Consider the following 25,663-nt stretch of genomic DNA (forward strand, 5'->3'; position numbering starts at 1 on the left):
CGCGCGGCGGGTAGAATCGCCCGGCATGAACGCTCCGTCCTTCGAGAAGCCCTGGCGGGAAGCCTTCGAGGACTACTTCCGGTGGTCCACGCAGGGGCCACAGACCGTGGGCATCGACCTGGGCGCCAATACGCTCGCGCCCATGGCCAGTCACCCCGTGCTCTGGCGACTGGCCCTCCCGTTGAAGAACCCGATGTCGAACGGGCTCCGGGACAGCGACGAGCAGGACGCGGTGTTCGCGGTGCAGGGCGCGCTGGAGGCGTGCTTGCGTCCCCTGGGGCTGCTCAGGGTCGGGCACCTCGTGGATCAAGGCGTGCAGTTCGTCTACCTGTATGGCCCGAAGTCCATCTCGGCCAGGCAGGTACGGCCGCTCGTGCGGGCCCATCAGGGGACCTATGACGTGGGCGTGTCACGGACGTGGGACCCCCACTGGACGGCGTATCTCCGGATGCTCTTCCCGCCGCCCCTGCACTATCAGTTGAGGATGAACCGCCAGCGGGTCGCGCTCCTGCGAGCGGAGGGGGAGCCGCTGGACGTGGCCCGCAGGGTAGAGCACCGCGTGTCCTTCCAGGTGGGGGCGTTCGCGCAGGACGCGGAGGACGGGCTGAGGAGCGCGGGGTTCCAGGGCTTCCGGTGTGAGCTCGTCCGGGCGCCCGGGAGCGTGCTCGGGGTGGAGTGGCGCATGGACTTCCACCGGGTGGACACCGTGGACGACGCGCGGGTGGACGCGGTGGCCGAGGAGATCCAAGACATCGTGGAGTCGTACCACGGCACGTATGACGGCTGGGACTGCCTGCTCGTGGCGGAGGACTTCTAGCTAGCCGCTGGAGACGACTCGCAGGCTTTCACGGGGGGACTTCGTGGCGCCGGGCAGCTCCAGCACGTGGGCGCCCTCCGCTTCGAAGTGCTCGCGCAGCCACGGGTGGCAGGTGAAGGCGATGACCTGGTGGGCCTCCGCCAGCCTCGCGAAGAGCCGCACCGCGCCCCGGGCCCGCTCTGGATCGAAGTTCACCAGCACGTCGTCCGTGATGAGCGGCAGCGCGCCCCGGGTCTCTCCGAAGTCGCGGATGACGGCCAGCCGGAACGCGAGGAACAGCTGCTCGCGCGTGCCCCGGGACAGCTGCTCCGCGCTCCAGTCCCTGGTGCCGTCGCTGACGCGCAGCTCGCGCGCGTCCCCGGCCGGGATGAAGACGCGGCGGTAGCGCCCCGCCGTCAGCTCGGAGAACAGCTCGCTCGCCAGTTGGATGACGCGCGGCTGCTGCTCCTCCTCGAACCTCCGGCGCGCCCTCCCGAGCAGCGCGAGCGTCAGCCGGTCCGCCGCGTAGCGCGTGGCCAGCTCCGCCGCCTTCGCCCGCAGCGTCTCCTCCTGGATGCGCAGCCGGGACACCCGGTCGTCGTTCTCCCACTGCGACAGCTGCGTCTTCAGGCTGCCCTGCTCCGTGAGCAAGGCCTTGTGCCGCTCGCCCTCGGCCTTGTGGCGCTCGCGCAGCGTGGCGAGCTGTTCCTTCAGGCCCGCCTCACCGCCCGCCGAGTGGACCTCCTCGTTCGCCGCGTTCTCACCCAGGCCGGTGAGGGCCTGCACCCGCTGGACGTGCTCGCGCACCCGGGCGGCCAGCTCCGCGTACCTTCGCGCCTGCACCGCGCGGCGGCGGAAGGTGGCCTCGTCCTGGCAGCCGCCTTCCGTGAGCAGCGCCTCCCAGGCCTGGTCCTCGTCCAGCGACAGCTGGTCCAGCCGCGCCTTCTCCGCCAGCAGCTCTCCGCGCTGACCGTCCAGGTGCCGCTGGTCGGCAGCCCGCGAGCGCACCTCTTCCAGCGCCACGGACACGCGCGCGGCCACCGTCTCCGGCGGCCCCTCGGGCAGGCCGGCGGCCCGCGCTTCCTGTAGCAGCCGCGTCGTCACCGCGTCGCACGCGGCCTCCGCCACCGTGAACTCCTCTTCGTCCGTGCGCAGGTCCAACAGCCGCTGCCGCAGCGCCGCGGCATCCAGCCACAGCGTCAGCGCCGACGCCGCGGAGAGGGTCTCCGGGAAGCGGCGCGCCACCAGGAACGCCCTCCACTCCTCGCGCAGCACCTCCTCTCGCTGGCTCGCGCGCAGCCGCGCCTCCTCCACGCGCTGGTCCTCGCGCACCGCCGCGTCCCAGGCGGTGCGCAGCGTGTCCTCCTCGCGCACCAGCAGCTCGCGCCGCTCGGCCTGCGTCAACAGCTCCGCGAGCTGGGACTCCTGCGCGGCCAGGTCCGACAGCGAAGCGCCCGGGGACAGCCCCGCCGCGCCGGAGGCGTTCAGCAGCTCGCGCTGGAGCAACTCCTCCCGCGCGCACATCGCGGCCTGCGCCGAGCGGAAGCGCTCCTCCTCCTGCTGCCGCCAGCGGTGCCGCGCCGCCTGCGCCTCCAGGCTGGCCTTGCGCGCCGTCTCCACGCGGTGGCGCACGAACAGCAGCAACCCCACCAGCAGCAGGCCGCCCACCGCGCACAGCACGCCCACCGACGGACCCGCGAGCCACGCCGCGAGCGCCGCGAACCCCCACGCCACGAGGGCCGCCGCCACCACCCAGGACAGCGGCAACAGCGAGCGCAGCGGCACCGCGTCCGTGGGCGCCCGCACACCGTCCATCTGACGGCGCTGCTCCATCCGCTGCTCGGCCAGCCGTTCCAAATCTCCGCGCACCGCGCGCATCCGCCCCACCGCCGCCTGCCGCTGCCGCACCTGCGCGGGCCGAGCCTCGGGCAGCACCTCCAGCTCCGCCTGCACGCGCCCCAGCGCCGTCTCCAGCCGGGCCCGCTCCTCGCGCGTGCGCGCCTGCTCCGCCTCCGCCTGCGCGAGCGCCGTGTCCGCCGCGTCCAGCCTCCCCGCGAGCGACTCCAGCTCACCTCGCGCCCGCGCGCCCAGGTCCAGTGCGAGCAATCCGCCCGCGTCCACCGCGAGCCCCAGCTCTCCCAGCGACTGCTCCAACTGACGCCGCCGGGACGTGAGCGACGCCCTGCGCGCGGGCAGCGAGCGGAGCTGTTCGGAGTGCCCGGAATACGTGGCCAGCGCCGTGCGCAGGGACTCCGCGCGCTCGCGCACGGGCCATGGGGCCGCCAGCCGCTCCCGCGCCTCTTCGATGGGCGCGAGCCTTTCGTGCAGCTGCGCCTGCTGGGCCCGGTACGTCTTGCGCCGCTGGAGCACGTCCTCCAGCCGCGTCTCCGCGCCCGGTGGGAAGGTGTCCAGCACCGGCAGCGTGGCCAGCTCCGCCCGGTCGCGCGCGAGCACCGCCAGGTCCCCCAGCGCGGACTCCAGCCGCGAGGCGCGGTCCAGCTCGTGCTCGGTGTGCTTGCGCGCCACCTCCAGCGCGTGGCCCTCCGCGATGCGCTCCGCCAACTGGTCGCGCGTGGAGAAGTAGAGCGCGGGCCGGTCTCCCGCTTCGCGCAGCGCCTGCTGCACCTCCTCCAGTTCCTTCATCACGCGGTTCAATTCGGGCTTCTGCCCGCGCGGCGCATACAGCGCCTCCGCGTCCTTGCGCAGCCGCTCCACCGCCTCCGGCAGCCGCCGCGCGCCCTGCATGCCCGCGGCGAACAGCGCCTCCGACACGCCGCGCTGCTGCGCGAGCCGCTGGAAGGAGGACAGCTCATCCAGGCGGAAGGCGAACACCTCGAAGAACAGCTCGCGCGGCACGTCCGCCAGCGCCTGGTCGAGCAGCGTCTCCGGCAGCGGCTGTCCATCCAGACCGCGCACCGTGAGCGTGCCCTCCGACGCGCGCTTGCCGCCGTGGCGGTGCACCACCAGCGGGCCGACGGCCGTGTCCAGCCACAGCTCACCGCCGAAGAGCGCGCCCTCCGGTTCGTAGCGCTCCGGCTGGCCGCGCTTCTCGAAGCCGAACAGCACGCCGCGCAGGAACGCGAGCAGGGTGCTCTTGCCCGCCTCGTTGGGCCCGTACAGCAACGTGAGCCCCGGCCCCGGCGTGCCCGAGTAGCCCCGGAAGTGCCCGAAGCCGTCCACCTGGAAGCGGTTGATGCGCAGACCCGGCTTCATGATGCCTCCTCGTGGAGTTGCTCCACGCCGCGCTGGCCCGCCTGCGACACCCACTCCGGCCGGGGCGCTTCCAGCGCATCCACGCCCAGCCGCTTGAGGCGCTGTCCCAGCGTCGTCAGGTCCTCGTCGTCCCATAGGGCCGCGAGCGCTTCGTCGTCCTGGGTCAGCGCCCGCGCTTCTTCCAGCAGCGTGCCCAGGAAGCCGCCCCCGGCGCGCACCGCCTCCAGGTCCACCTCCGGCCGGCTGCCATCGCGCAGCGACTCCAGCAGCACCGGCGGATGCGCGCGAGAGAGCCGCTCGCGCAGGTCCGCCTCCAGCTGCGTCCTCGCGTTGGGCCGCGCGAGCTCCCGGTGCAGCGGGCCGCGTCCGGCCAGCGTGAGGCGCACCGCGTGCCCGTCGAAGTCCTCCGCGCAGCGCGACTCCACCACCTCCGTGGCCACCGCCTGGAGCATGTCCAGCGACGTGACGCCCGCGAGCGGCACGTCCAGCCGGTGCCAGCGCACGCGGTCCACCGGCACGAAGCGCCTGCGCGCGACGCCGTCCTCCACGTCCACCACCACGCAGCCGCGCTCGCCCGTTTCGTGCACGTGCCGGCCCTGCGGGTTGCCCGGGTACACCGCCACGCCGCCGCCGGGCAGCAGGTGCTCCGCGCGCGTGTGCACGTGGCCCAGCGCCCAGTAGTCCAGCCCGCCCGCCGCCAGGTCCGCGGCGGTGCAGGGCGCGTAGTTCGCGTGGCCCGCGTCGCCGCCCAGGTTCGCGTGCAGCAGGCCCACGCTGAAGTGCTCGCCGGTGCGGCGGAAGCGCGCGGACAGGTTCTCGCGCACCTCCACGTCCGGATAGGACACGCCCTGCACGTGGCACAGGCGCCGGCCCTCGCGCCGCACCTCCACGTCCTCCCACTCCGGGCCGAACACCTTCACCGACGCGGGCAGCCCCAGCGTGCCGGTGTCCCCGCTCAGCGGATCATGGTTGCCGTGGACGATGAAGGTCTGGATGCCCGCGCGGTCCAGCCGCGACAGCTCCGTGCGCAGCGCCAGCCGCGCGCGCACCGAGCGGTCCTTCACGTCGAACAAGTCCCCGGCCAGGAGGAGGAACGTCACGCGCTCGCGCAAACACACGTCCACGATGCGCGCGAGTGCATGGAAGGTGGACTGCTGGAAGCGCTCCAGGAGCGGGCCGTGCGTGGCCACTCCCCGGAACGGCGTGTCCAGATGGAGATCCGCGGCATGCACGAAGGAGAAGCGCATCGTGCGGGAACCGTACCCGAGTCCTGCCGTCCTCCCGACTTTCCCGCCCCCCGGGGTGATGCGCGGGTGGACAGAGGGGATGCCCCCGGGTCCCATGCCGCGTTCACCTCTGGAAACCCCGCACGTCGGACGCGCGGTCCGCCCCTCTTGCGCTTCGCGCGAAGTCCCATACCGGCTCCCTGCGATTCGCACGACGCCAGGGCCCACCCCGCTTCGCCAACCTCGCGGGGTTGCTGGCGTCCCGCGCGTTTCCGCCCCCGGGTACGACGGCTGCAATCCCGCCCGGCCATGAGACCCGTCACCTCCTGGCTGCCTCCGCTCCCGCTCCTACCCGCGCTCGCCGTGTTGCTGCTCGCACCGCGCGCCGAAGCCCAAGCCCCGTCCGACGAGGGCCCCGCGCCGCTGGCCTTCGCGGACTTCTCCTGGCTGCCCGGCAACGCGGGCGCCAGCGAGAGGCCGCTGAGCTTCGGCCCGTTCACCGGCGAGCTCCGCCTGGATACGGCGTACCACTACAGCTTCAACCGCCCCCAGGACGACACGCTCTCCGGCTCCAGCGAGGTGTTCCGCCACGGCGAGGTGCAGGTCACGCAGCTGGGGATGGGCGGGGACTTTCTCTACAAGAACGTCATGGGCCGCTTGATGACCCAGTTCGGCATGTACTCGCAGACCACGCCGCGCAACGACGCGAGCCCCTCGCGCGGCCAGTGGAGTCTGGACAACGCCTACCGCTACGTCTCCGAGGCCTACGGCGGCTACCACTTCGATGCGCTGCGAGGCATCAACCTGCAGGCCGGCATCTTCATGAGCTACATCGGCTTGTGGAGCTACTACAACGCGGACAACTGGACCTACCAGCCGTCCTACGTGTCGTCGAACACGCCGTGGTTCTTCAACGGCGTGCGCGCTCAAATCTTCGTCAGCGACACGCTCAAGATTGAACCGTGGCTCGTCAATGGCTGGCAGTCGTATGGCCGCTTCAACGACGGCCAAGGCGTGGGCGGGCAGATTCTGTGGCGTCCCACGGGCTGGCTGTCGGTGGTGGGCAACCAGTATTACGGCTCCGACACGCTGGGGAACCCGGGCCGCAAGCGCGTGCACACCGACGACAGCGTGATGGTGAAGTACCACGACGCGCCGGCCCGCTTCGTCAGCAAGGCGGCGGCGTCGCTCACGCTGGACGCGGGCTGTGAGTTCGGCGGCGGCGTGGACTGCGGGTCGCAGTACTTCCTGGGGTTCATGGCGTACCACCGCGCGTGGTTCCTCCAGGACCGGCTGGCGCTGACGGTGGGCGGTGGCGCCATCACCAATCCCGGGCGCTACCTGGTGCTGCTGCCGCCCATCAACGGGACGACCGCGGCCTCCGGCACGCCGTACTTCACCGCGAACCCGGGCGACCGCTACCGCGCCTGGGACCTCCAGGTGGCCGTGGACGTCATCCCCCAGCCGTTCATCACCTTCCGCGTGGAGTTCAACCACCGCGCCGCCAGCGTGCCGTACTTCTCCGGACGCGGAGGCGTCACGCCGCCCGGTGGCAACCAGGGCGCGCCGGGCTCGTTCGTGGACGGCTGGCGCCCCGACCTGGTGAAGACGGAGAGCCGCCTCACCGGCGCGTTGATGGTGAAGCTTTGAGCGAGGCGCGGGCGCGCCAGCAGGGCACGCCCGCGCCTTTCAGGGGCAATGAATGCCTAGCGGGTGGGCTCGGGGACCGTGCCACCCGTGTTCCCGGTGTCGGTGTTGCCGCTGGATTCCGGCGTCATGGAGCCGCCGGTGTCGCCACCGGTGCTGCCCGGCTCCATGCCGGAGCCGCCCGTGCCGGAGTCGTAGCCGGAGCCGCCGGTGCCCGCGTCGTAGCCGGAGCCGCCCGTGCCCGCGTCGTAACCGGAGCCGCCCATGCCCTGGTCCATCGTCGAACCTTCGCCCTGGGGCGGGGTCTGTTCCTGCCCCGCGCCCATGCTGGGCTCAGTGCCCTGGGTCCCCTGCGTGCCCTGGGACCCCTGCGTGCTTCCGGCGCCCCCCGTCCCACCCATGCTCTCCTGCGAGCGCTCCTTGCTCTGGCACCCCGTTAGGGCCATCGCGCCCGCCACCGCCCCCATCACCATCCATCGCGTGAAACCCGTCATGCATGTCCCCCCTTGTTGGTGTGACGAACCCAAGGCTGGGGGTGGGGCGGCGCGGGAGCATCGTCCGGGGGGCGGCACGACGCCGGGCCGCCCTCCCCACGTGCCTTGGGGCAGGGGCCCGCCAGGCCGTCTGTGCATGGGCTGCGGCTCATGCCTCGCGGCGCAGCACGAGCAGCGCGTACTCCAGGCCTCCATCCAGCAGGCCCTGCTGCAGCCACAGGTGCTCGCGGCGCGACTCGGCGCGCATGGCGTTGAGCGCGGCGCGCAGGCTGCGTGCGTCCGTGGGCGCGCGTGCCATGTGCTCGTGGATGCGCAGCTCCGAGCTCAGCGTCCAGAAGCCCACCGCTCGCGCGGACACGTCGTCGTGCACCTCCAGCTCCAGGCCTGCTTCGCGCGCGTCGGCGAGGAACGCGTTCACGCTGCCCAGGTGCCGGCTCCATGCGTTCTCGGTCGGATGCACGGCGTCGGGCCGCACCCAGAAGCAGTCCGCGATGGCGAGCATGCCGCCGGGCTTGAGCCGGGCGTGCGCGGCGCGCAGCCTCTCCGCCCGGGGCAGGGCGCAGGTGTTCTCCACGGCGATGATGGCGTCGTAGCGCTCGCGGGGCCGGGGCGGCTCGCCCGTACACGGCCGGACGTGCACGTGCGCGCTCATGCCCGCCTCGTGCACGAAGCGGCGCGCCTGCTCCACGTGCGTGGGCTCGCTCACCATCGCCGTCACGCGCGCGCGGTGCTCCTGGGCCCAGTAGAGCGCGCTGCCGCCCAGCACGCTGCCCACGTCCAGCACCTCGCCGCCGTCCGGGAAGGGGCCCATGGCGCGCGCCAGCTCCGCGAGCAGCGCCTCCTGCGAGCTCCTCAGCCGCTCGCGCAGCTCCGGTCCCGGCGTGCCGGGGGGAGGCAGCCGGTCCACCAGCCCCGTGTGGCAGTACACGCGGGGGCTCGCGCCCTGGCGGGCGAGGCCGCGCGCGGCGAGGGCTTCATGGTAGGCGCGCACATCGAGCGGGGTGGGCACGTGCGGGCCGCTGGACGGGGTCACCGCCTCATTCGCGGCGCGCCCGCGCGTCGGGGTCGTGGACGGCGTCGGGGTGGGTGCGCTGAGGGGCTTCATGGGTACTCCCGGGGCAGCAGGATGCGGAGCAGGGCGCCGCCTCCTGGTCCGTTGTGCCGGTGCAGCAGGCCCCCGCTGGCGCGGAGCAGGCACTCGCTGGTGTAGAGGCCCAGTCCCGTGCCCTGGGACTTGGTCGTGTAGAGCTCCTCCGCGGGTGCGGTGAGGCGCTCCGGAGGGAAGCCGGGTCCGTCGTCCTCGATCTCCACCTCCAGGCGTCCGCTGAGGGGTTCGGTGCGCGCCCGGATGAAGACCCGGGACGCGCCCTGCTCGCCATTGCCCTCGCATGCGTTGACAACCAGGTTCTCCACCACCCGGCGCAGCGTGAGCGGCCCGCCGCGCAGGAGCGCGCGAGGCGGCTGGGGCATCTGCAGCTCCACGTGGATGTCCACGTCGGGGAAGCGCAGGGACACCTGGGCCTGCACGGACTCCAGGACGAGCCCCAGGTCCACGGCCTCCGGCTCCGTGCCGGCGAAGCGGCGGCTCTTGGCGCGCACCTCCTTCACCATCTCCTGGAGCTGGCGCAGGCTGTCTTGCAGCTGGCGGGCCTGGTCCTCGAAGCCGGTGCGCGCGAGCACGCCGCGCTGCGTGCCGAAGGCCTTCATCATGTCCGCGGCGGTGCCGGCCTCGTGCAGCGCCTGGTCCATGCCCTGGTGGTGGCCGAGGATTTCCGCCATGGCCTGGGTGAGGCGGCCCACGTCGCGCTCCTGCTGCTCCACGAGCTGCGCGTGCACGGCGGCGCGCAGGCGGTCCGCGTCCGCGCGGGCCTGGTCGTAGCGCATGGCGAGCGAGCCCAGGTACACCTGCGCGCCGAGGGCCGCGGGCCCCACGACGGCGAGGAGCAGCCCGTTGTGGGCGTGCCACGCCAGGACCGCTGCGCCCAGCAGGGCCGCGAGCGTGCCGATCATGAGGAAGGGCTCGCGCCACGTCACGCGGTAGCGCTGGCCATGCACCGCCGAGGTGCCGATGAGCAGCAGGCCGAGGATGAACACCCCGGGCGGCGCGGCGAGCGCGGTGAGGCCCGCGAGGAAGAAGTGCTCCAGCGCCAGGCCCGGCAGCCACGCGAGCCAGCTCCCCTCGCCCACGCGACGGTGGCGCGCGTGCACGCAGGCGAAGGCGACGCGGTGGACGGCGCCGGGCAGGAAGCACGCGAGCGCGGGCGTGAGGGGCACGGCGAAGAAGGAGTGGACGCCGGGGGCCCACGCGACGGCGCCCACGAGCGCCGAACCCCGGAGGAGGTAGCCCGCGAGGGGGCGCACGCGCAGGGACGCGAGGAGCTGGCCCGCGTCCTGGGCGCGCATCCAGCGGCGGAAGGCCGTCACTCCCTGGCAGGAGGACGGGGGCGGGGACTTCATGCGGACGCTCCGGTGCCGGACCGCCACGCGGCGGCGCGGGCAGGTCGGTGCCCGGACGGATGCAGGTCTCCGCGATACGGACGCATGCTGGTCAACCCCCCGGCACCAGGCGCAGCCCTCGACACGGAGAAGCAAACGGCGGAGGAGGCCTCCCGGTCAAACCCGGGGGCATGGCCATTGTTGGCCAGTCCGCCGTCCCTGGCCTTCCGGTCAGGGCGGGGGGATGACTCCTGTCCGGAGCGACAGTGCTTGGGAGGGCGTGCGGGGCGCGATAGAGGGGCGCCCCATGCGTGACAGAATCCAGACGGTGTTGCGGCAGCTGGCTCAAGCTCCGGAGTTGGAAGTGCGGTGGCTGCACACGTTGTCGCTGCTGGAGTTCATTGGGGCGCGGAAGATTTCGCGCACGGTGGCGGACCGGCACCCGTCGCTGGAGGTGCTGGGGCACCTGGCGGACGAGACGCGCCACGCGTTCACGTTCAAGCGGCTGGCCTGTGAGGTGGCGGGCCGCGAGGACGTGACGGAGTTCCTGAGCGTGGACGCGGCGTCCGCGTGGTTCCAGTCGTTGGATCGGCAGTTGGCGGAGTGGGTGACGGGCGTCACGGGGACGGCGGACGTGTACCTGCACTACCTGCTCACGACGGCGGTGGTGGAGCGCCGGGCGATGGTGCTCTACCCGCTCTACAAGGCGGCCACGCGGCACGCGGTGGTGCGCGAGGAGCTGGGGCGCGTGGTGGTGGAGGAGCAGTCCCACCGCCGCGCCATCGAGGACGCCTGCCAGCAGCGCCTGGACAAGGCGGGAGTGACGCTGGAGCCCGCGCTCGCGCTGGAGGAGCGCCTGTTCGAGACGTTCCTCACCCAGTTGGAGAAGGACGTCACCCAGGCGCTCGGCGGAGCCCAGGCGGCCTGAGCCGTCACTCCGGTGACGGCTCGTCTTCGCCGTCACCGGCCGCGCTGGACAGCACCAGCTTCCCGCCCGTCCACGCCGCCTGGAGGTTCCTCGCTCGGCGTGCCCGCTTGCGGCTCAGCTCCACGCCCACCGCGTCCAGGCCCAGCGCGTTGGCCACCGCGAGCGCGGTGCCGTGGCCGCAGAACGGGTCCACTACCGTTCGCGTCCGCGTCTGCTCCAGGATGAAGCGGCACGCCACCAGGCACGCGTTGAGCCCCATGCCTCGCGTCCACGTCACCTCACCGGGGTCCGGCAACACGTCCGCCGTGGACCTCGCCGCGTCCGCCTTCAACCCCCGGCTGAAACACAGCAGGTGCGAGTACGCGGGCCTCCCGAACGTCACCGTCCCCGGCGTCCTGCGACACACCACCTTGTGCCAGAGCGTGTCGCACCCTGACAGCTCCGCCGCCTTCGACACCAGGTAGCCCTTGTCCACCCAGGCGCCGTCCTTCTTCACGTCCGACTGGTAGAACACCGCCACCCCGTCCTCCGGCACCCGCGACAACACCTTCGCCGCCGCCCCCACGAACCAGTCCTTCCACTGGGGCACCGTGAGCTGCGGGAACTCGGAGACGTCCGGCAGCGACGCCACCATCGAGCACCCCTCCAACACCGGCCGTGCGTCCAGCCACGCGAGCGCGTCCTCGCAGTACACCGTGCGCTTCGCTGCCGCCGTCCCGCTGCGTCCATCCGTCATGACGCACCCGAGTCTGCCGTAACCGCGCACCCGCTCCCACCCTTCATTCCCTCCCCCTCACACCTACCCGCCAGGACAGCTCGCTCCTCGGACCGTCAGGCAACCCCCGAGCATGTGGACGGCCACGCCCCAGTCGTGGCTTGCTACGCTTCCCCTGCAAGACGTGACTTCTCAGTCTTTCCCCCCGAAGAGGACAGCCCCCATGCCCACGACCCACGCGACGGATGGCACACCCCTGAACTACCGGGTGTTCGGGGACGGTCCTCGCGACGTGGTGCTGGTGCACGGGTGGATGGTGTCCGGCGCGGTGTGGGACGCGATGCTGGAGAAGCTGGACATGACCGGCCTGCGGCTCATCGTCCCGGACCACCGGGGCACCGGGGCGTCCGGGCGGCCGGCGTCGGGGTACACGCTGGAGCAGTACGCCAGGGACGTGCTCGCGGTGGCGGACCACGCGAAGGCGCAGCGCTTCGCGCTGGTGGGCCACAGCATGGGCGGGCAGATCGCCAAGTGGGTGGCGGCGGATGCGCCCTCGCGCGTCAGCGGCCTGGTGCTGCTCAACACGGTGCCCGCGGCGGGGCTGCCCCTGCCTCCGGACGCGGCGGGGCTGTTCCGCACCTCCGCGGGCGACCGGGAGAAGCAGAAGACCATCCTGGGCCTGGCCTGCAAGCAGCTGTCGCCGGAGTCGCTGGAGGTCCTGCTGAAGGACTCGGGCGCGGTGTCGAAGGACGCCATCGAGCAGTGCTTCGACTCCTGGACGGCGGGCGGCTTCGCGGACCGGCTGTCCGCCATCACCGCGCCCACGCTGGTGGTGGCCACGGATGATCCGTTCCTGCCGGCCGTGTTCCTCAAGCAGGCGGTGGTGGGGCTCATCCGCAACGCGCGCCTGACGCACCTGCCGGGGCCGGGGCACTACCCCCAGGTGGAGCGTCCGGCGGAGACGGCCGCGCTGGTGTCGGCCTTCCTCGCGGGCAACGCCGCGCAGGCCTGAAGGAGGACGTGACATGGCCTGGGGTATGTCGTTCGAGCGCGACGCCGAGCACGACGTCGTCACCGCGAACTTCACCGACTGCATCCTGGTGACGGACGAGGACGTGTTCCGCTGGCGGGACGAGGTGGAGGCCCAGTTCGCGAAGTTCAACGGCCGGGTGGACCTGCTCATCAACCTGGATGGGCTCGTCGTCCGCCACACGGCGGGGCGCACCTTCGGCAAGGTGCGCCGCGAGGTGCTGGAGCGCAACACGCACCGCTCGTACCGCTACGGCGGTGACACGACGACGCTCGTGTTCATCAACACCAGCGGCGCCATCAACGGCGCCGCCGTGAACCACTTCGCCACGCGCGAGGCCGCCCTGGCGGCCCTGCTCGCCGAGCGCGAGAGCCTGCGCAAGCGCGGCTTCACGCCGTTCCTGCCGGGCGTCATCAACTCCAAGCGCTAGACGCCGGCGAACCACTCGTAGCCGCGGTCCTCCCAGGTGCCCCCCGTGGGCTCCGGGAGGAAGCGCACGGTGGTGAGGTACTTCACCATCTTGTAGCCCAGCTTCACGCCCGAATAGAGGCGCAGCGGCGCGCCGTGGCCGGGGATGAGCGGCGCTCCGTTCATGCCGTACGCGAGCACGGTCTGCGGGTGCAGCGCGCTCGGCGCATCCCACGACGAGTAGTAGCCCTGGTCGAACGAGCGGAACTCCACGAACCCCGCGCGCGGATCCGCGCCCACGGCCTGGGCCAGGTCGCGGAGGGCCACGCCGTGCCATGACGCCACCGCGCTCCAGCCCTCCACGCAGTGGTGGCGGATCCGGTAGTCCGTCCGGGGCAGCCTCCGCAGCTCCTCCAGCGTGAAGGCGCGCGGACGGGCCACGAGTCCGCCCACTTCGAGCCTCCAGCCCGCGGGGGCCAGGGGCACGGTGTCGGAGATGAAGTAGTGGGGGAAGTCGCCGGGCGGGGTGAGCTGCTCGACGGGCTCCTCGGGGGCGAGCCGGTGGGGATGGAAGAGGGCGGCCTGGGCGCGCTCGTTGAAGCGGTCCATCACGCCGAGGAAGCCCGCGCGCGGACGTTGGGAGTCGCAGGCGCTGGTGGCGAGCGCCGCGGCGCCCAGGAGGACTCGGCGGCGGGTGAGGACGCGCTCAGCGGGCATCGGGCTTCCTCCCTCCGGTGATCATCTCCCCGAAGGTGCGCGGGTGCAGGGCGACGAGGAGGACGTGGCCCACGGTGAAGAACGCGAACAGCGCGAGCAGCAGCAGGTGCACGAAGCGCGCGGGGTCGTAGCCCCCGAAGAGCCGGGTGAGCCACTGGAGCTGCACGGGCTTGTAGAGGACGAGCCCGGACAGGATGGACAGCGCGCCCATGAACAGCGTGGCGGTGTACGCCAGCCGCTGGAGCCCGTTGTAGAGGCCCGTCTGTACGGGCGCGGGGCGCAGCCGCAGGTAGTACGCGAGCGTGGCCACGGCATCGCGCGTGTCGCGGCGCGGGAGGAACAGGCGGCGGCGCCACTCGCCGCTGATGGCGAGATAGAGCACGTACGCGAAGCCGTTGAGGGCCAGGAACCAGCCGAACGCGAAGTGCCAGCTTCGCGCCCCCGCGAGCCAGTCCCCCAGGCGCAGCCACGACGGCGGCGTGGCGTCCTGGAAGGGATAGAACGCGAAGGGCTGTCCGCGAGCGCCCATGCGCGGATACGCGGTGAGGATCTGCAGCCCGCTGGCCGCGAGGATGGCGAGCAGCGGCACGTTGGCCCAGTGCGCGAACCGGATGGGCCAGGGCTGGGGACGGCGGGACTCGGGCGGGTGCACGCGGCGGAACCCAACACCGCTGCGCCGCGCGAAACCATGCGGCGGGAGGGTGGCGCGAACGCTCGGGAGAGGACTTCGGTGGCACTGGCCCGCCGGTCGCGTAGGTCTGGCAGGCATTGGACGGCGTGCCGGATGCACGCGGCCCGTGTCCCCCGTGGATTGGACGTGTGGGAACGAGCCAGTATCGTTCCTGCTCCCGTCCTACTTCCCCGAGGATGCCGTGACCCTGAAGCCCGCCCGTGCGTTGCACCTCGTGGGGTTGTTGTTGCTGTCCACGTTCGGTTGCGTGGAGGAGGAGCCCGCCGTCACGGCGCCGCTGGCCGGTGGCGTGAGGGTGGTGGTCGCGGCGCCCCGCGCGGTGACGCCTCTCTTCGTGGGCGCGAGCGCGGGCCCTGCGTCGATGAACCTGACGCAGGCGCCAGAGGGGGGCCCCACCTGGGCCGGAAGCTTGAAGCCGGATGCCCCCGGGGAAGAGGTCTTCCTGTCCGCGGACGTCATGGACTCGGAGGACACCATCGCGGCCTCCATGAGGCTGGAGACGGGAGTGCGGGTCCCCCGGTATGGCGAAGCGCTCGCCGTCCTGGTGCCCACGCTGACGAGGAACCCGCCCCAGGGGTTGGCGAACCATGCGCCGAACATCCTCGCGGTGACCGGACCGACCGCCATCGTCGGGGACGGAGAGACGGTGGACCTGCTCGCGCACGCGAGCGACCCGGATGCGGACGCGCTCACCTACGCCTGGACCACCTCCTCCGGTGTGCTCGACTGCGCGGAGGCTTCATGCCAGTGGACGGCGGCCCTTCCCAAGGACGCCGATGAGCGCAGGAAGGGCGCGTTGATCAGCTTGCAGGTCACGGACGCGCGGGGCGCGGTGTCCACGCTCCAGTTCCGGATCGCCGTGGGCACCGTTCGCGGGCCCGCGTGGCTGGGGGACACGCGCTTCAACCGGGCCCCCATCCCTTCCGAAGCCGGTGAACCCCAGCAGGTGATGCTGGGCAGTGCCTTCCAGGTCCAGGCGACGGTGACGGACGAGGACGGGCCCCAGGAGGTGCTGACCTACGCCTGGAGCGCGACGTGCGAGGGCACCTTCGACAACGTCACCCTGGCCACACCCGCCTTCAAGCCTACGGCGGAGCCCACGGACGGCTGCGCCTGTCAGCTCAAGGGCGCCGTGACGGACGGCTTCGGTGGAAGCACGACGCAGCTCGTGAACCTGTGCGTGCGCGCGGAGGCGCCGCCGGTCCTGGAGACCACGTCGCAGTCCGCCACGAGCGCGCTCGCGGGTGAGCGCGTGACGTTCACGGTGGCCGCGACGGATCCGCGCGGCGAGGGGATGACGTTCGCCTGGTCCTCGAACGTCGGCGCGCTCGGCACGCCGGTGGGAAGTGGCGCGACGAGCACGGTGGACTGGACGGAGCTCTCCTGCCTGCCGGCGGGCGTGACGCCCACCGTGGAGTTGGTGGTGACGAACGCCTCGGGCGCGAGCTCGCGGCACTCCTTCCCCGTGGAGTGGATGGGCCGGCGCTGCGGCCCGGGCGAGACGGCCTGCGCCATCACCCTATCGCCCGGACAGGTGACGCTGCGCGAGGACTGCGTGGTGCAGAGCGCGGTGTTCATCCCGGACGGCTACACGTTCGACGGGGGCGGGCACACGCTGACCGCGTCCGAGGACGGGGCGGGGGCCAATTACAAAGGCGCGGTGCTGCGCAACCGGGGCGCGGTGGCGAACGTGCGGTTCGTCACCGTGACGGCGCGCAACCTGTCGGACGTGTGCGACGCGGGAGGGGACCGGCTGCGCGGCATCCTGCTGGAGGACGCGAGCGGCACCATCGAGAACACGGCGGTGGAGGACCTGAACCAGGGAAGCATCAGCGGATGCCAGGAGGGCTTCGCCATCGACGTGCGCAACAGCGCGACGGTTGGGGCGCCGCTGCCGGTGGTCATCCGGGGCAACCGGCTGCTGGGCTACCAGAAGGTGGGCGTGGTGGTGCAGGGGCGCGTGGCGGTCACGCTGGAGGACAACACCCTCGATGGCCTGGGGCCTACCGGCCGCATCGCGCGCACTGGCATCCAGCTCTCCTACGGCGTCTCCGGGCAGGTGGTGGGCAACGAGGTGCAGGGCAACGCGTACCAGTTCGATGAGCTGCGATTCGCCGACTACGGCTCCGGCATCCTGGTGGTGGGGGGCTCGGCCTACGGCGCGGGGCGGGAGCTGTGCCACGACCTGCTCATCCAGGAGAACGAGCTGGTGGGCAACGACGTCGGCGTCAACCTCATCCAGGCGGAGGGCAACGACTACGACCCGCCCGCCACGCCCCAGAACATCCAGGTGATTGGCAACGAGCTGAGCAAGGACGGGATGACGAACCAGGTCTACCAGGCCGCCATCTCGGACAACGGGACCGCCAACCTCATCAGCCGCAACCGCATCAGCGGTGACGGGTACAACGGCGAGCTGTACGAGAACGCCATCGGCGTGGACGTGGTGACGCAGGGCGATGAGCGCCAGGTGGGCTTCGCCACTCCGGCGCGGACGCTGGACGTGGGCACCTGTTCGGAGGAACTGGTGGTGCAGGGCTGGGACCTGGTGGGCAACCTGGCCGCGCTGTCCGTGCCGGAGGTGACGCTGGCCGCGTCGGATCCAGGCGCGACCTTCCACCTGCTGCCGGACTGCTCGGATGCGCCCGTGACGGAGGTCAGCCTCAAGAACGCGCAGCGCGAAGGCCTCTTCTTCGTCCGCGCCGCGACCGCCGGACCGCTGACCGTCACGGCGACGGGCGACGGCGCGAGCAAGTCCCAGGATCAGACGGTCCGTTGATCCACGCTGTGCGTGCGCGCGGCGGACCGACCGCCGGTCCAGATGGAGACGGTCCTCGCCGGATGTTCGCCTCGGCGATGCGGGCGCGGTAGAGGGGGATGCGTGTACGGACGGGCGGTCATTTCCTGGGTGGGGCTCTGCCTCCTGTTGCTGCTTCCCGCGTGCGCGCCGCGAGCCACGAAGCCCGCCGCGCCCACCGCGCCCACCGTGGCGCCCGGAGGCGTCGAGGACCGGGCCCTGCGGTACCTGGAGGCCTGGGCGCGCAACGACGTGGCCGCGCAGCGCCAGGTGGTCGTGGACGCGCCCCAGGACTTCGACGCGCAGCACGCGCGCTGGAGGCAGGACCTGGGCGTCATCGCCTCGCGCTTCGACCCGGTGGCGGTCGAGTCCCAGGACGCCACCACGGCGGTGGTGCGCTTCCACGGCGTGCACACGCTGCGGGGCCTGGGCGACTGGGAGGTCGAGTCCCGCCTGCGCTTCGTGCTCCGGAACAAGCGCTGGTACCTGCGCTGGACGCCGGAGGTGTTCCATCCCGACGCGCGGCCCGGAGACCGCTTCGCGCGCACGCGGAGCTGGGGCCCTCGCGCGGACCTGCTCGATGCGGAGGGTGAGTCGCTCACCGCGCCAGGCGAGGTGATTCGCATCGGCGTGATGCCGGGACGGGTGAAGGACCGCGCGGCCGTGGCCAGCGTGCTCCAGTCGCAGCTCGGCGTGGACCCCGCGAGGGTGCTCGCCGCGCTGAATGCCCCGAGCGCGCAGCCCGAGCAGTTCATCGCCTTCATCGACGTGCGCCCGGAGCGCTACCAGCAGGTGCGCCCCGTGCTCGCGCCGGTGCCCGGCATCTTCTTCCGCAAGCGGCCCGCGCGCCTCACCCCCGCGGAGGGCTTCGCCGCGCACACGGTGGGACGGGTTGGGGAAATCACCGCGGAGGTCCTCCAGGCGCTGGGCCAGCCCTACCAGCCGGGCGACATGGTGGGCCTGTCCGGCCTGGAGCGCGCGCAGGAGCGGACGCTGGCGGGACGTCCCTCGGGTGAGGTGCGGCTCCAGCGCCGCGCCGGCGGCAGCGAGCTGCTGTACCGCTTCGAGGGCGAGCCGGGACGCGCGGTGCGCACCACGTTGCGGATGGACGTGCAGGCGGCGGCGGAGGCGGCGCTCGCGGACGTCACCCAGCCCGCCGCGCTGGTCGCGGTGGACACGGCCACGGGCGAGGTGCTCGCGGTGGCCAGCCGGCCGTTGGGGGAGGGGTGGCACCGCGCGCTGATGGGGCGCTATCCCCCGGCCTCCACGTTCAAGCTGGTGACGGCCACGGCGCTGCTCGAAAACGGCCTGAAGCCGGACTCCCGCGTGGACTGCCCCCTGGAGGTGACGGTGGGCCGCAAGCGCTTCCGCAACTTCGAATCCGAGGTGCTGGGCACCACCACGCTGCGGCGGGCGTTCGCGTTGTCGTGCAACACGACGTTCATCCAGCAAGCGGCGAAGCTGGACCCGCGCGTGCTGGAGGACGCGGCCCGGCGCTTCGGCTTCGGGGTGCCCTACGATGTCGGGCTCCCGTCACCGGGCGCCACCTTCCCCCCGCCGAAGGACGACGCCGAGCGCGCGGCGGACGCCATGGGCCAGGGGCGCGTCCTGGTCACGCCGCTGCACATGGCCACCGTCGTGTCCGCGGCGGCCACCGGCGTCTGGCACGCGCCGCGCCTGCTCGCGGACGCGGCGCCCGGCCCGGAGGCGCGGCTGGGCGCGGGCACCACGGTCATGCTGCGTGACCTGATGCGCTCGGTGGTGACGGACGGCACGGCGAAGTCCGCCGCCGCCATGCCGGGCCTCATGGGCAAGACGGGCACGGCGGAGTTCGGCATGTCCGTGCCGCCCGAGACCCACGCGTGGTTCGTCGGCGTGCGCGACGGCATCGGCTTCGCGGTGTTCGTGGAGGGCGGCGGCGTGGGAGGCCGCGTCGCCCTGCCGCTCGCGGTCCGGTTCCTCCAGGCGCTGGACGCGGCCTCGGTCCTCTCCTTCAAGCGGGACGACGCCAGCTAGGGCCACGGGGCCGCCCCTCCGAGCGCCGCGCTCCCCTCCCGCGCTGGCTGGTCACCCCGGAGGACACTGCCCACGTTGCGAGGATGGGCGCCCAACGCTCGAGCGGCCAGGGCACCGGGCCCCTGGCGCACCCCCCGCGTCACTCCGGCGCGCGGCGGAGGCAGGCACCGAAGCGTGAAGGGCCCCCTGCCTGGAGCGAGCCGGTGGACTCCCTGCGCGCCCGCCTGGGTTCCCCACTCCAAGGACTGTCTCCCCAGGAGGCCGAGGAGCGGCTCGAGTCCCTGGGCCCCAACGCGCTGGAGTCCCGGCGCCGCCGGCCGCTCCCCCTGGAGCTGTTGCTGCGGTTGGGCAACCCGCTGGTGCTGGTGCTGCTGGTGGCGTGCGGCATCTCGGCCGTGGTCCACGACCTGACCAGCTCCGCCATCATCGCCGTCATCGTGTTGATCAGCGTGACGCTGGACTTCGTCCAGGAGCACCGCGCCAGCAACGCGGCGGAGCGCCTGCGCGGCACCGTGGCCCTGCGCGCCCGGGTGCTGCGCGACGGCGAGGAGCAGGTGCGGCCCGCCACGGAGCTCGTCCCCGGGGACGTGGTCCTGCTGGCCACCGGCAGCCGCGTCCCCGCGGACGCGCGCCTCCTGGAGTCACATGCGCTGTCCGTGAACGAGTCGCTGCTCACCGGCGAGCCCTACCCCGTGGAGAAGACGCCGGGCCTGGCGCCCGCGGACGCACCGCTCGCGGAGGTGGGCAACACCGTCTTCGCCGGGACGTCCGTGCTGGGAGGCACGGCCCGCGCGCTCGTGTTCGCCACCGGCCGCGACACCGAGGTGGGCGGCATCGCCCGAGGGCTGGACGCGCCCGTCTCCTCCACCGCCTTCGAGCGGGACACGCGCCGCTTCTCCGTGATGCTGATGCGGCTCACGGTCCTGATGGTGCTGTTCGTGCTCCTGGTGAACCTGACGCTGGAGCGCCCGCTGCTGGAGTCCTTCCTCTTCGCCATGGCGCTGGCGGTGGGGCTCACGCCGGAGCTGCTCCCCATGGTGGTCTCGGTGACGCTCGCCCGGGGCGCCCTGCGGCTCGCGGACCAGGAGGTCATCGTCAAGCGGCTGAGCGCGGTGCACGACCTGGGCTGCATGGACGTGCTGTGCACCGACAAGACGGGCACGCTCACGGAGGCGAACATCCGGCTGGAGCACACCGAGGACGCCGCCTCCCGGCACAGCGAGCGCACCCTCGCGTGGGCCTGCCTCAACAGCCACTTCGCCACCGGCCTGCGCAGCCCCATGGACGAGGCCATCCTGGCCCGGGGCGTGGCGTGCGCGCAGGGCTGGCGCAAGCAGGACGAGCTGCCCTTCGACTTCGAGCGCCGCCGCGTGTCCGTGCTGCTGGAGAAGGACGGCCGCCGCGTCCTGGTGGTGAAGGGCGCGCCGGAGGCCCTGCTGTCCCGCTGCGAAGCGTGGGAAGCCCCGGAGGGTCCGCCGCGAGCCCTGGACGCGGTCGAGCGGGAGGCGCTGCAAGCCCGCGCCGATACCCTGGGCGAACAGGGCTTCCGGGTGCTGGGGCTGGCCTGGCGCGACGTCCCGTCCCAGCGCGAGCCGCTGTCCCCGGAAGATGAGACGGGCCTCGTCTTCGCGGGCTTCGCCTCCTTCCTGGATCCGCCCAAGCAGAGCGCCCGGCCCGCGCTGGCGGCGCTGCACGCGGCGGGCGTCGCGGTGAAGGTGGTGACGGGCGACAACGCGCGCGTGGCGGTGCATGTCTGCCAGGAGCTGGGGCTGGAGGTGCGGGGCGTGCTCACCGGCGCGGAGCTGGCCCTGCTGGACGACCCGGGCCTGCGCGCGCGGGCGGAGGACACCACCGTCTTCGCGCGCGTGTCCCCCTCGCAGAAGAGCCGCATCCTGCGCGCGCTGCGGCAGCGCGGCCACGTGGTGGGCTACCTGGGGGACGGCATCAACGACGCGCCGTCGCTGCACGAGGCGGACGTGGGCATCTCCGTCGCGGGTGCGGTGGACGTCGCGCGCGAGGCCGCGGCGCTGCTCCTGCTGCGCCAGGAGCTGGGCGTCCTGCACGACGGCGTCCAGGAGGGGCGGCGCACCTTCGGCAACGTCATGAAGTACATCCGCATGGGGACCAGCTCCAACTTCGGCAACATGCTGAGCATGGCCCTGGCGTCGCTGGTGCTGCCGTTCCTGCCCATGCTGCCCATCCAGATCCTCCTCAACAACATGCTGTACGACGTGTCGGAGCTGGCCATCCCGCTGGACACGGTGGACGCGGAGCAGCTCGCGCGGCCTCCCCGCTGGGACCTGCGCTTCGTGCGCCTCTACATGGCGGTGTTCGGCACGCTCAGCTCGCTCTTCGACGCGGCCACCTTCACGGTGCTGCTGCACGGCTTCCGGGCCGACGCGCCGCTCTTCCAGACGGGCTGGTTCATGGAGTCGCTGACCACGCAGGTGCTGGTCATCTTCATCATCCGCACCCGGGGTGGCTCGGCGCGCAGTCCCCCCGCGCGGCTCCTGGTGCTGTCCTCGCTGGGCGCGGTGGCGGTGGCCTGCGTGCTGCCCTTCACGCCGCTGGGGCACTACTTCGGCTTCGTGCCGCCGCCGCCCGCCATCCTCGCGTCGCTGGGCGCGCTGGTGGCGCTGTACCTGGGCTGCGCGTGGGGGCTCAACCGCTGGTTCTTCCGCCGCTTCGACACCGCCTGAGGATGCAATCGCCCCGCCAACGGGGCGTAGGTAGGCTCATGCGTGGGAGAGAGCGAATGACCTGGAACCCGTTGCGCGTGCTGGCCGTGGCGCTGCTGTTCATCTCCGAAGCCGCGGTCGCCGCGACGAAACCGCAGGAGCTGGACAGGTTGCTGACGCAGTACCACCAGTTGCGCCAGTTCAACGGCGCGGCGCTCGTGGCCAACGAGAAGGGCGTCATCCTGAAGAAGGCCTACGGCCAGGCCAACTTCGAATGGAACGTGCCCAACACCCCGGACACGAAGTTCCGCATCGCGTCCGTGACCAAGCAGTTCACCGCGATGGTCATCCTTCAGCTTGTCGCGGAGGGGAAGCTGAAGCTGGATGACACGCTGGTGTCGGCCCTGCCGGACTACCGCAAGGACACGGGCTCGCGCATCACCGTCACGCACCTGCTCAACCACACGTCCGGCATCCCCAGCTACACGAACGCGCCGGACTTCTTCGCCAAGGTGTCGCGCAATCCCTACGTCGTCGCGGACTTCGTGAAGCAGTTCGCCAGCGGGGACCTGGAGTTCGAGCCCGGCTCGAAGTTCGCCTACAACAACTCCGGCTACTTCCTGCTGGGCGCCATCATCGAGCGCGTCACCGGCAAGACGTACGCGCAGGCGGTGCAGGAGCGCATCTTCACGCCGCTGGGCATGAAGGACTCCGGCTACGACGTCTCCACTACGGTGCTCCCCAAGCGGGCCAGCGGCTATGAGCTCGCGCCGGACGGCTACGTGAACGCCACCTACCTGGACATGTCCCTGCCGTACGCCGCCGGGTCGCTGTACTCGACGGTGGAGGACCTCTACCGCTGGGACCGCGCGCTCTATGAGAACAAGCTGCTGCCAGAGGCCCTGAAGCAGAAGATGTTCACGCCCGGCCTGGAGAACTACGGCTTCGGCCTGACCATGGACCCGCTGCCGCTGGACGACGGCAAGACGGTGCTCGCCACCATCGGCCACAGCGGCGGCATCAACGGGTTCAGCTCGCGCATCTACCGCGTGCCGGCGGGCAGGGAGGTGGTCATCCTCCTGGACAACACGGCCCGCGGCGGCAAGCTCAAGGAGCTGTCCGCGGGTCTCTTCAGCGTGCTCCACGGCATCCCGCCCAAGGCGCCCCGCATCGGCATCCGGGAGCTGCTGAGCACGACGGTCGAAAAGGAGCCCGTCGCGAAGACGATCGCGCGCTACCGCGAGCTGAAGGCCTCGAAGCCGGACGCGTATGACTACTCCGACGGAGAGCTCAACAGCCTGGGCTACCAGTTGCTCCGGATGAAGCGCCCGGCGGACGCCGTCGAAATCTTCAAGCTCAACGTGGAGATGTTCCCCAAGGTGGGCAACGTCTACGACAGCCTGGGCGAGGCCTACCTCGCGGTCGGAGACAAACAGCAGGCCCGCGTGAACTACAGTAAGGCGTTGGAGCTGGACCCGAAGAACACCAACGCGGCGGCCGCGCTTCAGAAGCTGGGGGCTCAGGCCGCTCCCTGACGCACGAGAGGTGCCTGCATGAAGCTCTATTTCAATCCGCGCAGCCGGGCGGTCATTGGCAAGTGGATGCTCGACGAGGCCGGAGTCGAGTACGAGATCGTGCCCATCGACCTGGAGAAGCGGGAGCAGAAGTCGCCGGAGTTCCTCAAGGTGAACCCCGCCGGCAAGCTGCCCGCGCTGGTGGACGGAGATGCGCGCGTGTTCGAGAACGCCGCCCTCTGTCTCTACGTCGCGGACAAGTACCCGAAGGCGAAGCTGGCGCCCGCGGTGGATGCGCCCGAGCGCGGCCGGTACCTGTCGCTGATGGTGTACTCCACGTCGCAGCTGGAGCCGTCCATGGGCGACCACATGGCCAAGGCCCCCATGCTGCCGCAGCGCGGGTGGACGGAGTACGCGCAGACGCTGGACGCCGTGGAGCGCGAGCTGGGGGACGGCCCCTACCTCTTCGGTGACTGGTTCACCGCCGCGGACGTGATGATCGGCTCCATGTTCATCTACCAGCGCATGCTGGGCGGTTCGACGGGGCGCCCGAAGCTGGAGGCCTACGTGGACCGGCTCCAGGCCCGCCCCAAGGGCTTGAAGCTGGGCTGAGCGCTCCACGCTTCACGGCGCGGTGAAGCCCCGCGTCAGCCAGTCGATGAAGACGCGCACGCGCGGGGACAGCTGCCGGTCGCGCGGGTACATCAGGGACACGGGCGTGGGCGTCGGCGGGTGCTGGGGCAGCACGGGCACCAGCGTGCCACGCCCGAAGTCCTCCTCCAGGCGGTAGCGCGGCGCCTGGATGAGGCCCAGCCCCAGCCGCGCGGCGGCGACGAAGGTCTCCGCGCCGTTCACGGACATCGTGGTGGGCAGCACGACGTGGCGCACCTCGCCGCCCACCGTGAACTCCAGCGGAATCAGGCTCCCCGTCAGTGACGAGCGGAAGCCCACCATGCGGTGCCCATGCTGGAGCGCCTCGACGCTCTCCGGCACGCCGTGCCGCGCCAGGTAGGCCGGAGACGCGCACGTCACCTCCTCCAGCAGCGCCACGCGGCGGGCCACCATGTCGCTGTCCCTGGGCTCCCCCGCGCGCAGCACGCAGTCCACGCCCTCGCGCACCAGGTCCACCAGCCGGTCGCCTTCGCTCATGTAGAGCTCGATGCCCGGGTAGCGCTCCAGGAACTCCGGCAGCCGCGGCAGCACGACCCTGCGCGCCAGCGTCCCCTGCACGTCCACGCGCACCAGCCCCTTCGGCTGGCCTCCCACGAACGCCGCGTCCGCCTCCTCCAGGTCCGCCAGCAGCGACACGCAGCGCTGGTAGTACGCCTCGCCCTCCAGCGTGGGGCTCACGTGCCGCGTGGTGCGCTGGAGCAGCCGCACCCCCAGCCTCTCCTCCAGTTGCTTCACCGCGTCCGTCACCGACGAGCGCGGCAGCCCCAGGTCCTTCGCGGCCTGCGTGAAGCTCCGGCGCTCCACGATGCGCGTGAAGGCCTTCATGGCGTCGAACCGGTCCATTGTCCGCCTTGTCGAACAGTGATGCCGGAACAAACCCGATTATCCGTGGAGCGGAAAGGTCCATCTTGTCCCCACCTGAAGGAGACGGACCCATGACGACCCAGACCCAGAAGAAGACGGCCCTCGTGACGGGAGGCTCGCGCGGCATCGGCGCCGCGGTGGCGGAGCGGCTCGCTCGCGACGGCTTCAATGTCCTCATCAACTACGCGGGCAACCGGGACGCGGCGGAGGCCGTGGTGCGCAGGATTGAAGCGGCGGGCGGCCGGGCCTCGAGCTTCCAGGCGGATGTCGCGGACCCCACCGCGTTCCCCCGGATGTTCGACGCGGCGGAAGCAGCGTTCGGCGGCGTGGACGTGCTGGTGAACAACGCCGGCATCGGGAAGTTCGTGCGCTTCGCGGACTTCGACGACGCGCTGTTCGACCAGCACGTGGCCGTCAACATCAAGGGCACGTTCAACGGCCTGCGTGAAGCCGCGCGCCGCCTGCGCGACGGGGGGCGCGTCATCAACTTCTCCACCAGTGTCATCGGGCTGCGGATGGAGAACTACGGCGTCTATTCCGCCACCAAGGCCGCCGTGGAGACGATGAGCGCGGTCCTGTCCAAGGAGCTGCGCGGCCGGAACATCACCGTCAATTGCGTGGCGCCAGGCCCCACCGCCACGGAGCTCTTCTTCGAAGGCAAGTCCCCGGAGCTGGTGGAGCGCATGGCGAAGCTGAACCCGCTGGAGCGGCTGGGCACGCCGGAGGACATCGCCGCGTCCGTCGCATTCCTCGCGGGCCCGGAGGGCGGGTGGATCAACGGACAGACACTCCGCGCCAACGGCGGCATGGTCTGAAAACCG

General features: G+C 71.9%; 20 protein-coding genes. 11 read left to right on the forward strand and 9 right to left on the reverse strand.

Annotated features, from left to right (window positions below):
- Positions 1 to 25: 25 nt before the first annotated feature.
- Positions 26 to 817 (forward strand): DUF695 domain-containing protein, encoded by a 792-nt coding sequence (locus JYJ93_RS04215; protein ID WP_206786725.1) that lies wholly within the window; start codon positions 26 to 28, stop codon positions 815 to 817.
- Here the strand turns inward: JYJ93_RS04215 and JYJ93_RS40520 are convergent, their stop codons facing one another.
- Together JYJ93_RS40520 and JYJ93_RS04225 are read right to left on the reverse strand one after the other, a co-directional pair.
- On the reverse strand, positions 818 to 4,009 hold the full coding sequence (locus JYJ93_RS40520; RefSeq protein WP_206786726.1) for an AAA family ATPase: 3,192 nt from the start codon (positions 4,007 to 4,009) through the stop codon (positions 818 to 820).
- Complete coding sequence (locus tag JYJ93_RS04225; RefSeq protein ID WP_206786727.1) at positions 4,006 to 5,256, reverse strand: DNA repair exonuclease; 1,251 nt, start codon at positions 5,254 to 5,256, stop codon at positions 4,006 to 4,008. Before JYJ93_RS04225 ends, JYJ93_RS40520 begins: the two co-directional genes overlap by 4 nt.
- Before the next feature lie 288 nt (positions 5,257 to 5,544).
- On the opposite strand from JYJ93_RS04225, the gene JYJ93_RS04230 reads away from it, so the two are divergent.
- On the forward strand, positions 5,545 to 6,885 hold the full coding sequence (locus JYJ93_RS04230; RefSeq protein WP_206786728.1) for an outer membrane beta-barrel protein: 1,341 nt from the start codon (positions 5,545 to 5,547) through the stop codon (positions 6,883 to 6,885).
- 56 nt (positions 6,886 to 6,941) lie between these two features.
- Here the strand turns inward: JYJ93_RS04230 and JYJ93_RS04235 are convergent, their stop codons facing one another.
- The 3 genes from JYJ93_RS04235 to JYJ93_RS04245 all read right to left on the reverse strand — a co-directional run bounded on the left by JYJ93_RS04235 (position 6,942) and on the right by JYJ93_RS04245 (position 9,833).
- On the reverse strand, positions 6,942 to 7,376 hold the full coding sequence (locus tag JYJ93_RS04235; protein ID WP_206786730.1) for a hypothetical protein: 435 nt from the start codon (positions 7,374 to 7,376) through the stop codon (positions 6,942 to 6,944).
- A 148-nt stretch (positions 7,377 to 7,524) separates the two neighbouring features.
- A complete protein-coding gene (locus JYJ93_RS04240; RefSeq protein WP_206786732.1) occupies positions 7,525 to 8,481 on the reverse strand; it encodes a class I SAM-dependent methyltransferase in 957 nt (318 codons plus the stop codon).
- On the reverse strand, positions 8,478 to 9,833 hold the full coding sequence (locus JYJ93_RS04245; protein WP_206786734.1) for a HAMP domain-containing sensor histidine kinase: 1,356 nt from the start codon (positions 9,831 to 9,833) through the stop codon (positions 8,478 to 8,480). Before JYJ93_RS04245 ends, JYJ93_RS04240 begins: the two co-directional genes overlap by 4 nt.
- A gap of 286 nt (positions 9,834 to 10,119) precedes the next feature.
- Between JYJ93_RS04245 and JYJ93_RS04250 the strand changes: the two genes are divergently transcribed.
- Entirely contained in the window at positions 10,120 to 10,740 is a 621-nt protein-coding gene (locus tag JYJ93_RS04250) for a hypothetical protein (RefSeq protein WP_206786736.1), read from the forward strand.
- Between the two features lie 4 nt (positions 10,741 to 10,744).
- Here the strand turns inward: JYJ93_RS04250 and JYJ93_RS04255 are convergent, their stop codons facing one another.
- Positions 10,745 to 11,476 (reverse strand): SAM-dependent methyltransferase, encoded by a 732-nt coding sequence (locus tag JYJ93_RS04255; protein ID WP_206786738.1) that lies wholly within the window; start codon positions 11,474 to 11,476, stop codon positions 10,745 to 10,747.
- Positions 11,477 to 11,678: 202 nt separating this feature from the next.
- Here JYJ93_RS04255 and JYJ93_RS04260 point away from each other — a divergent pair, with 202 nt between their 5' ends.
- Together JYJ93_RS04260 and JYJ93_RS04265 are read left to right on the forward strand one after the other, a co-directional pair.
- Positions 11,679 to 12,467 (forward strand): alpha/beta hydrolase, encoded by a 789-nt coding sequence (locus JYJ93_RS04260; RefSeq protein WP_206786740.1) that lies wholly within the window; start codon positions 11,679 to 11,681, stop codon positions 12,465 to 12,467.
- A 13-nt stretch (positions 12,468 to 12,480) separates the two neighbouring features.
- The gene (locus JYJ93_RS04265; RefSeq protein ID WP_206786741.1) at positions 12,481 to 12,915 is read left to right on the forward strand and encodes a hypothetical protein; all 435 of its coding nucleotides are present in this window, start codon (positions 12,481 to 12,483) and stop codon (positions 12,913 to 12,915) included.
- Here the strand turns inward: JYJ93_RS04265 and JYJ93_RS04270 are convergent.
- Together JYJ93_RS04270 and JYJ93_RS04275 are read right to left on the reverse strand one after the other, a co-directional pair.
- Positions 12,912 to 13,610 (reverse strand): molybdopterin-dependent oxidoreductase, encoded by a 699-nt coding sequence (locus JYJ93_RS04270; RefSeq protein WP_206786743.1) that lies wholly within the window; start codon positions 13,608 to 13,610, stop codon positions 12,912 to 12,914. The genes JYJ93_RS04265 and JYJ93_RS04270 overlap by 4 nt on opposite strands.
- Positions 13,600 to 14,262: a cytochrome b/b6 domain-containing protein gene (locus tag JYJ93_RS04275; protein ID WP_206786746.1), complete on the reverse strand. Its 663-nt coding sequence runs from the start codon at positions 14,260 to 14,262 to the stop codon at positions 13,600 to 13,602. Before JYJ93_RS04275 ends, JYJ93_RS04270 begins: the two co-directional genes overlap by 11 nt.
- Before the next feature lie 220 nt (positions 14,263 to 14,482).
- Here JYJ93_RS04275 and JYJ93_RS04280 point away from each other — a divergent pair, with 220 nt between their 5' ends.
- From JYJ93_RS04280 to JYJ93_RS04300, 5 genes are all read left to right on the forward strand, one after another.
- A complete protein-coding gene (locus JYJ93_RS04280) occupies positions 14,483 to 17,080 on the forward strand; it encodes a right-handed parallel beta-helix repeat-containing protein (RefSeq protein ID WP_206786748.1) in 2,598 nt (865 codons plus the stop codon).
- Between the two features lie 102 nt (positions 17,081 to 17,182).
- Positions 17,183 to 19,114, forward strand: coding sequence for a penicillin-binding transpeptidase domain-containing protein (locus tag JYJ93_RS04285; RefSeq protein WP_206786750.1), 1,932 nt, complete (start codon positions 17,183 to 17,185; stop codon positions 19,112 to 19,114).
- A gap of 203 nt (positions 19,115 to 19,317) precedes the next feature.
- Positions 19,318 to 21,813 carry a magnesium-translocating P-type ATPase gene (gene mgtA, locus JYJ93_RS04290; RefSeq protein WP_269012894.1) on the forward strand — a complete coding sequence of 832 codons (2,496 nt, stop codon included), beginning with the start codon at positions 19,318 to 19,320 and terminating at the stop codon, positions 21,811 to 21,813.
- Between the two features lie 56 nt (positions 21,814 to 21,869).
- Positions 21,870 to 23,327: a serine hydrolase gene (locus tag JYJ93_RS04295; RefSeq protein ID WP_206786754.1), complete on the forward strand. Its 1,458-nt coding sequence runs from the start codon at positions 21,870 to 21,872 to the stop codon at positions 23,325 to 23,327.
- 18 nt (positions 23,328 to 23,345) lie between these two features.
- Positions 23,346 to 23,918 carry a glutathione S-transferase family protein gene (locus JYJ93_RS04300; RefSeq protein ID WP_206786756.1) on the forward strand — a complete coding sequence of 191 codons (573 nt, stop codon included), beginning with the start codon at positions 23,346 to 23,348 and terminating at the stop codon, positions 23,916 to 23,918.
- Positions 23,919 to 23,930: 12 nt separating this feature from the next.
- On the opposite strand, the gene JYJ93_RS04305 is transcribed toward JYJ93_RS04300, so the two are convergent.
- On the reverse strand, positions 23,931 to 24,821 hold the full coding sequence (locus JYJ93_RS04305; protein WP_206786758.1) for a LysR family transcriptional regulator: 891 nt from the start codon (positions 24,819 to 24,821) through the stop codon (positions 23,931 to 23,933).
- A gap of 92 nt (positions 24,822 to 24,913) precedes the next feature.
- On the opposite strand from JYJ93_RS04305, the gene JYJ93_RS04310 reads away from it, so the two are divergent.
- A complete protein-coding gene (locus JYJ93_RS04310; protein WP_206786760.1) occupies positions 24,914 to 25,657 on the forward strand; it encodes an SDR family oxidoreductase in 744 nt (247 codons plus the stop codon).
- The last annotated feature ends 6 nt before the right edge of the window (positions 25,658 to 25,663 follow it).

The sequence above is a fragment of the Corallococcus sp. NCSPR001 genome (assembly GCF_017309135.1).
In the GTDB taxonomy this organism is placed as follows: domain Bacteria; phylum Myxococcota; class Myxococcia; order Myxococcales; family Myxococcaceae; genus Corallococcus.

What these genes read in the sequence shown, in the direction of transcription:
- JYJ93_RS04215 (WP_206786725.1), top strand. Translation starts at nt 26, where the DNA reads ATGAACGCTCCGTCCTTCGAGAAGCCCTGGCGGGAAGCCTTCGAGGAC.
- JYJ93_RS40520 (WP_206786726.1), bottom strand. Translation starts at nt 4,009, where the DNA reads ATGAAGCCGGGTCTGCGCATCAACCGCTTCCAGGTGGACGGCTTCGGG.
- JYJ93_RS04225 (WP_206786727.1), bottom strand. Translation starts at nt 5,256, where the DNA reads ATGCGCTTCTCCTTCGTGCATGCCGCGGATCTCCATCTGGACACGCCG.
- JYJ93_RS04230 (WP_206786728.1), top strand. Translation starts at nt 5,545, where the DNA reads ATGAGACCCGTCACCTCCTGGCTGCCTCCGCTCCCGCTCCTACCCGCG.
- JYJ93_RS04235 (WP_206786730.1), bottom strand. Translation starts at nt 7,376, where the DNA reads ATGACGGGTTTCACGCGATGGATGGTGATGGGGGCGGTGGCGGGCGCG.
- JYJ93_RS04240 (WP_206786732.1), bottom strand. Translation starts at nt 8,481, where the DNA reads ATGAAGCCCCTCAGCGCACCCACCCCGACGCCGTCCACGACCCCGACG.
- JYJ93_RS04245 (WP_206786734.1), bottom strand. Translation starts at nt 9,833, where the DNA reads ATGAAGTCCCCGCCCCCGTCCTCCTGCCAGGGAGTGACGGCCTTCCGC.
- JYJ93_RS04250 (WP_206786736.1), top strand. Translation starts at nt 10,120, where the DNA reads ATGCGTGACAGAATCCAGACGGTGTTGCGGCAGCTGGCTCAAGCTCCG.
- JYJ93_RS04255 (WP_206786738.1), bottom strand. Translation starts at nt 11,476, where the DNA reads ATGACGGATGGACGCAGCGGGACGGCGGCAGCGAAGCGCACGGTGTAC.
- JYJ93_RS04260 (WP_206786740.1), top strand. Translation starts at nt 11,679, where the DNA reads ATGCCCACGACCCACGCGACGGATGGCACACCCCTGAACTACCGGGTG.
- JYJ93_RS04265 (WP_206786741.1), top strand. Translation starts at nt 12,481, where the DNA reads ATGGCCTGGGGTATGTCGTTCGAGCGCGACGCCGAGCACGACGTCGTC.
- JYJ93_RS04270 (WP_206786743.1), bottom strand. Translation starts at nt 13,610, where the DNA reads ATGCCCGCTGAGCGCGTCCTCACCCGCCGCCGAGTCCTCCTGGGCGCC.
- JYJ93_RS04295 (WP_206786754.1), top strand. Translation starts at nt 21,870, where the DNA reads ATGACCTGGAACCCGTTGCGCGTGCTGGCCGTGGCGCTGCTGTTCATC.
- JYJ93_RS04300 (WP_206786756.1), top strand. Translation starts at nt 23,346, where the DNA reads ATGAAGCTCTATTTCAATCCGCGCAGCCGGGCGGTCATTGGCAAGTGG.
- JYJ93_RS04305 (WP_206786758.1), bottom strand. Translation starts at nt 24,821, where the DNA reads ATGGACCGGTTCGACGCCATGAAGGCCTTCACGCGCATCGTGGAGCGC.
- JYJ93_RS04310 (WP_206786760.1), top strand. Translation starts at nt 24,914, where the DNA reads ATGACGACCCAGACCCAGAAGAAGACGGCCCTCGTGACGGGAGGCTCG.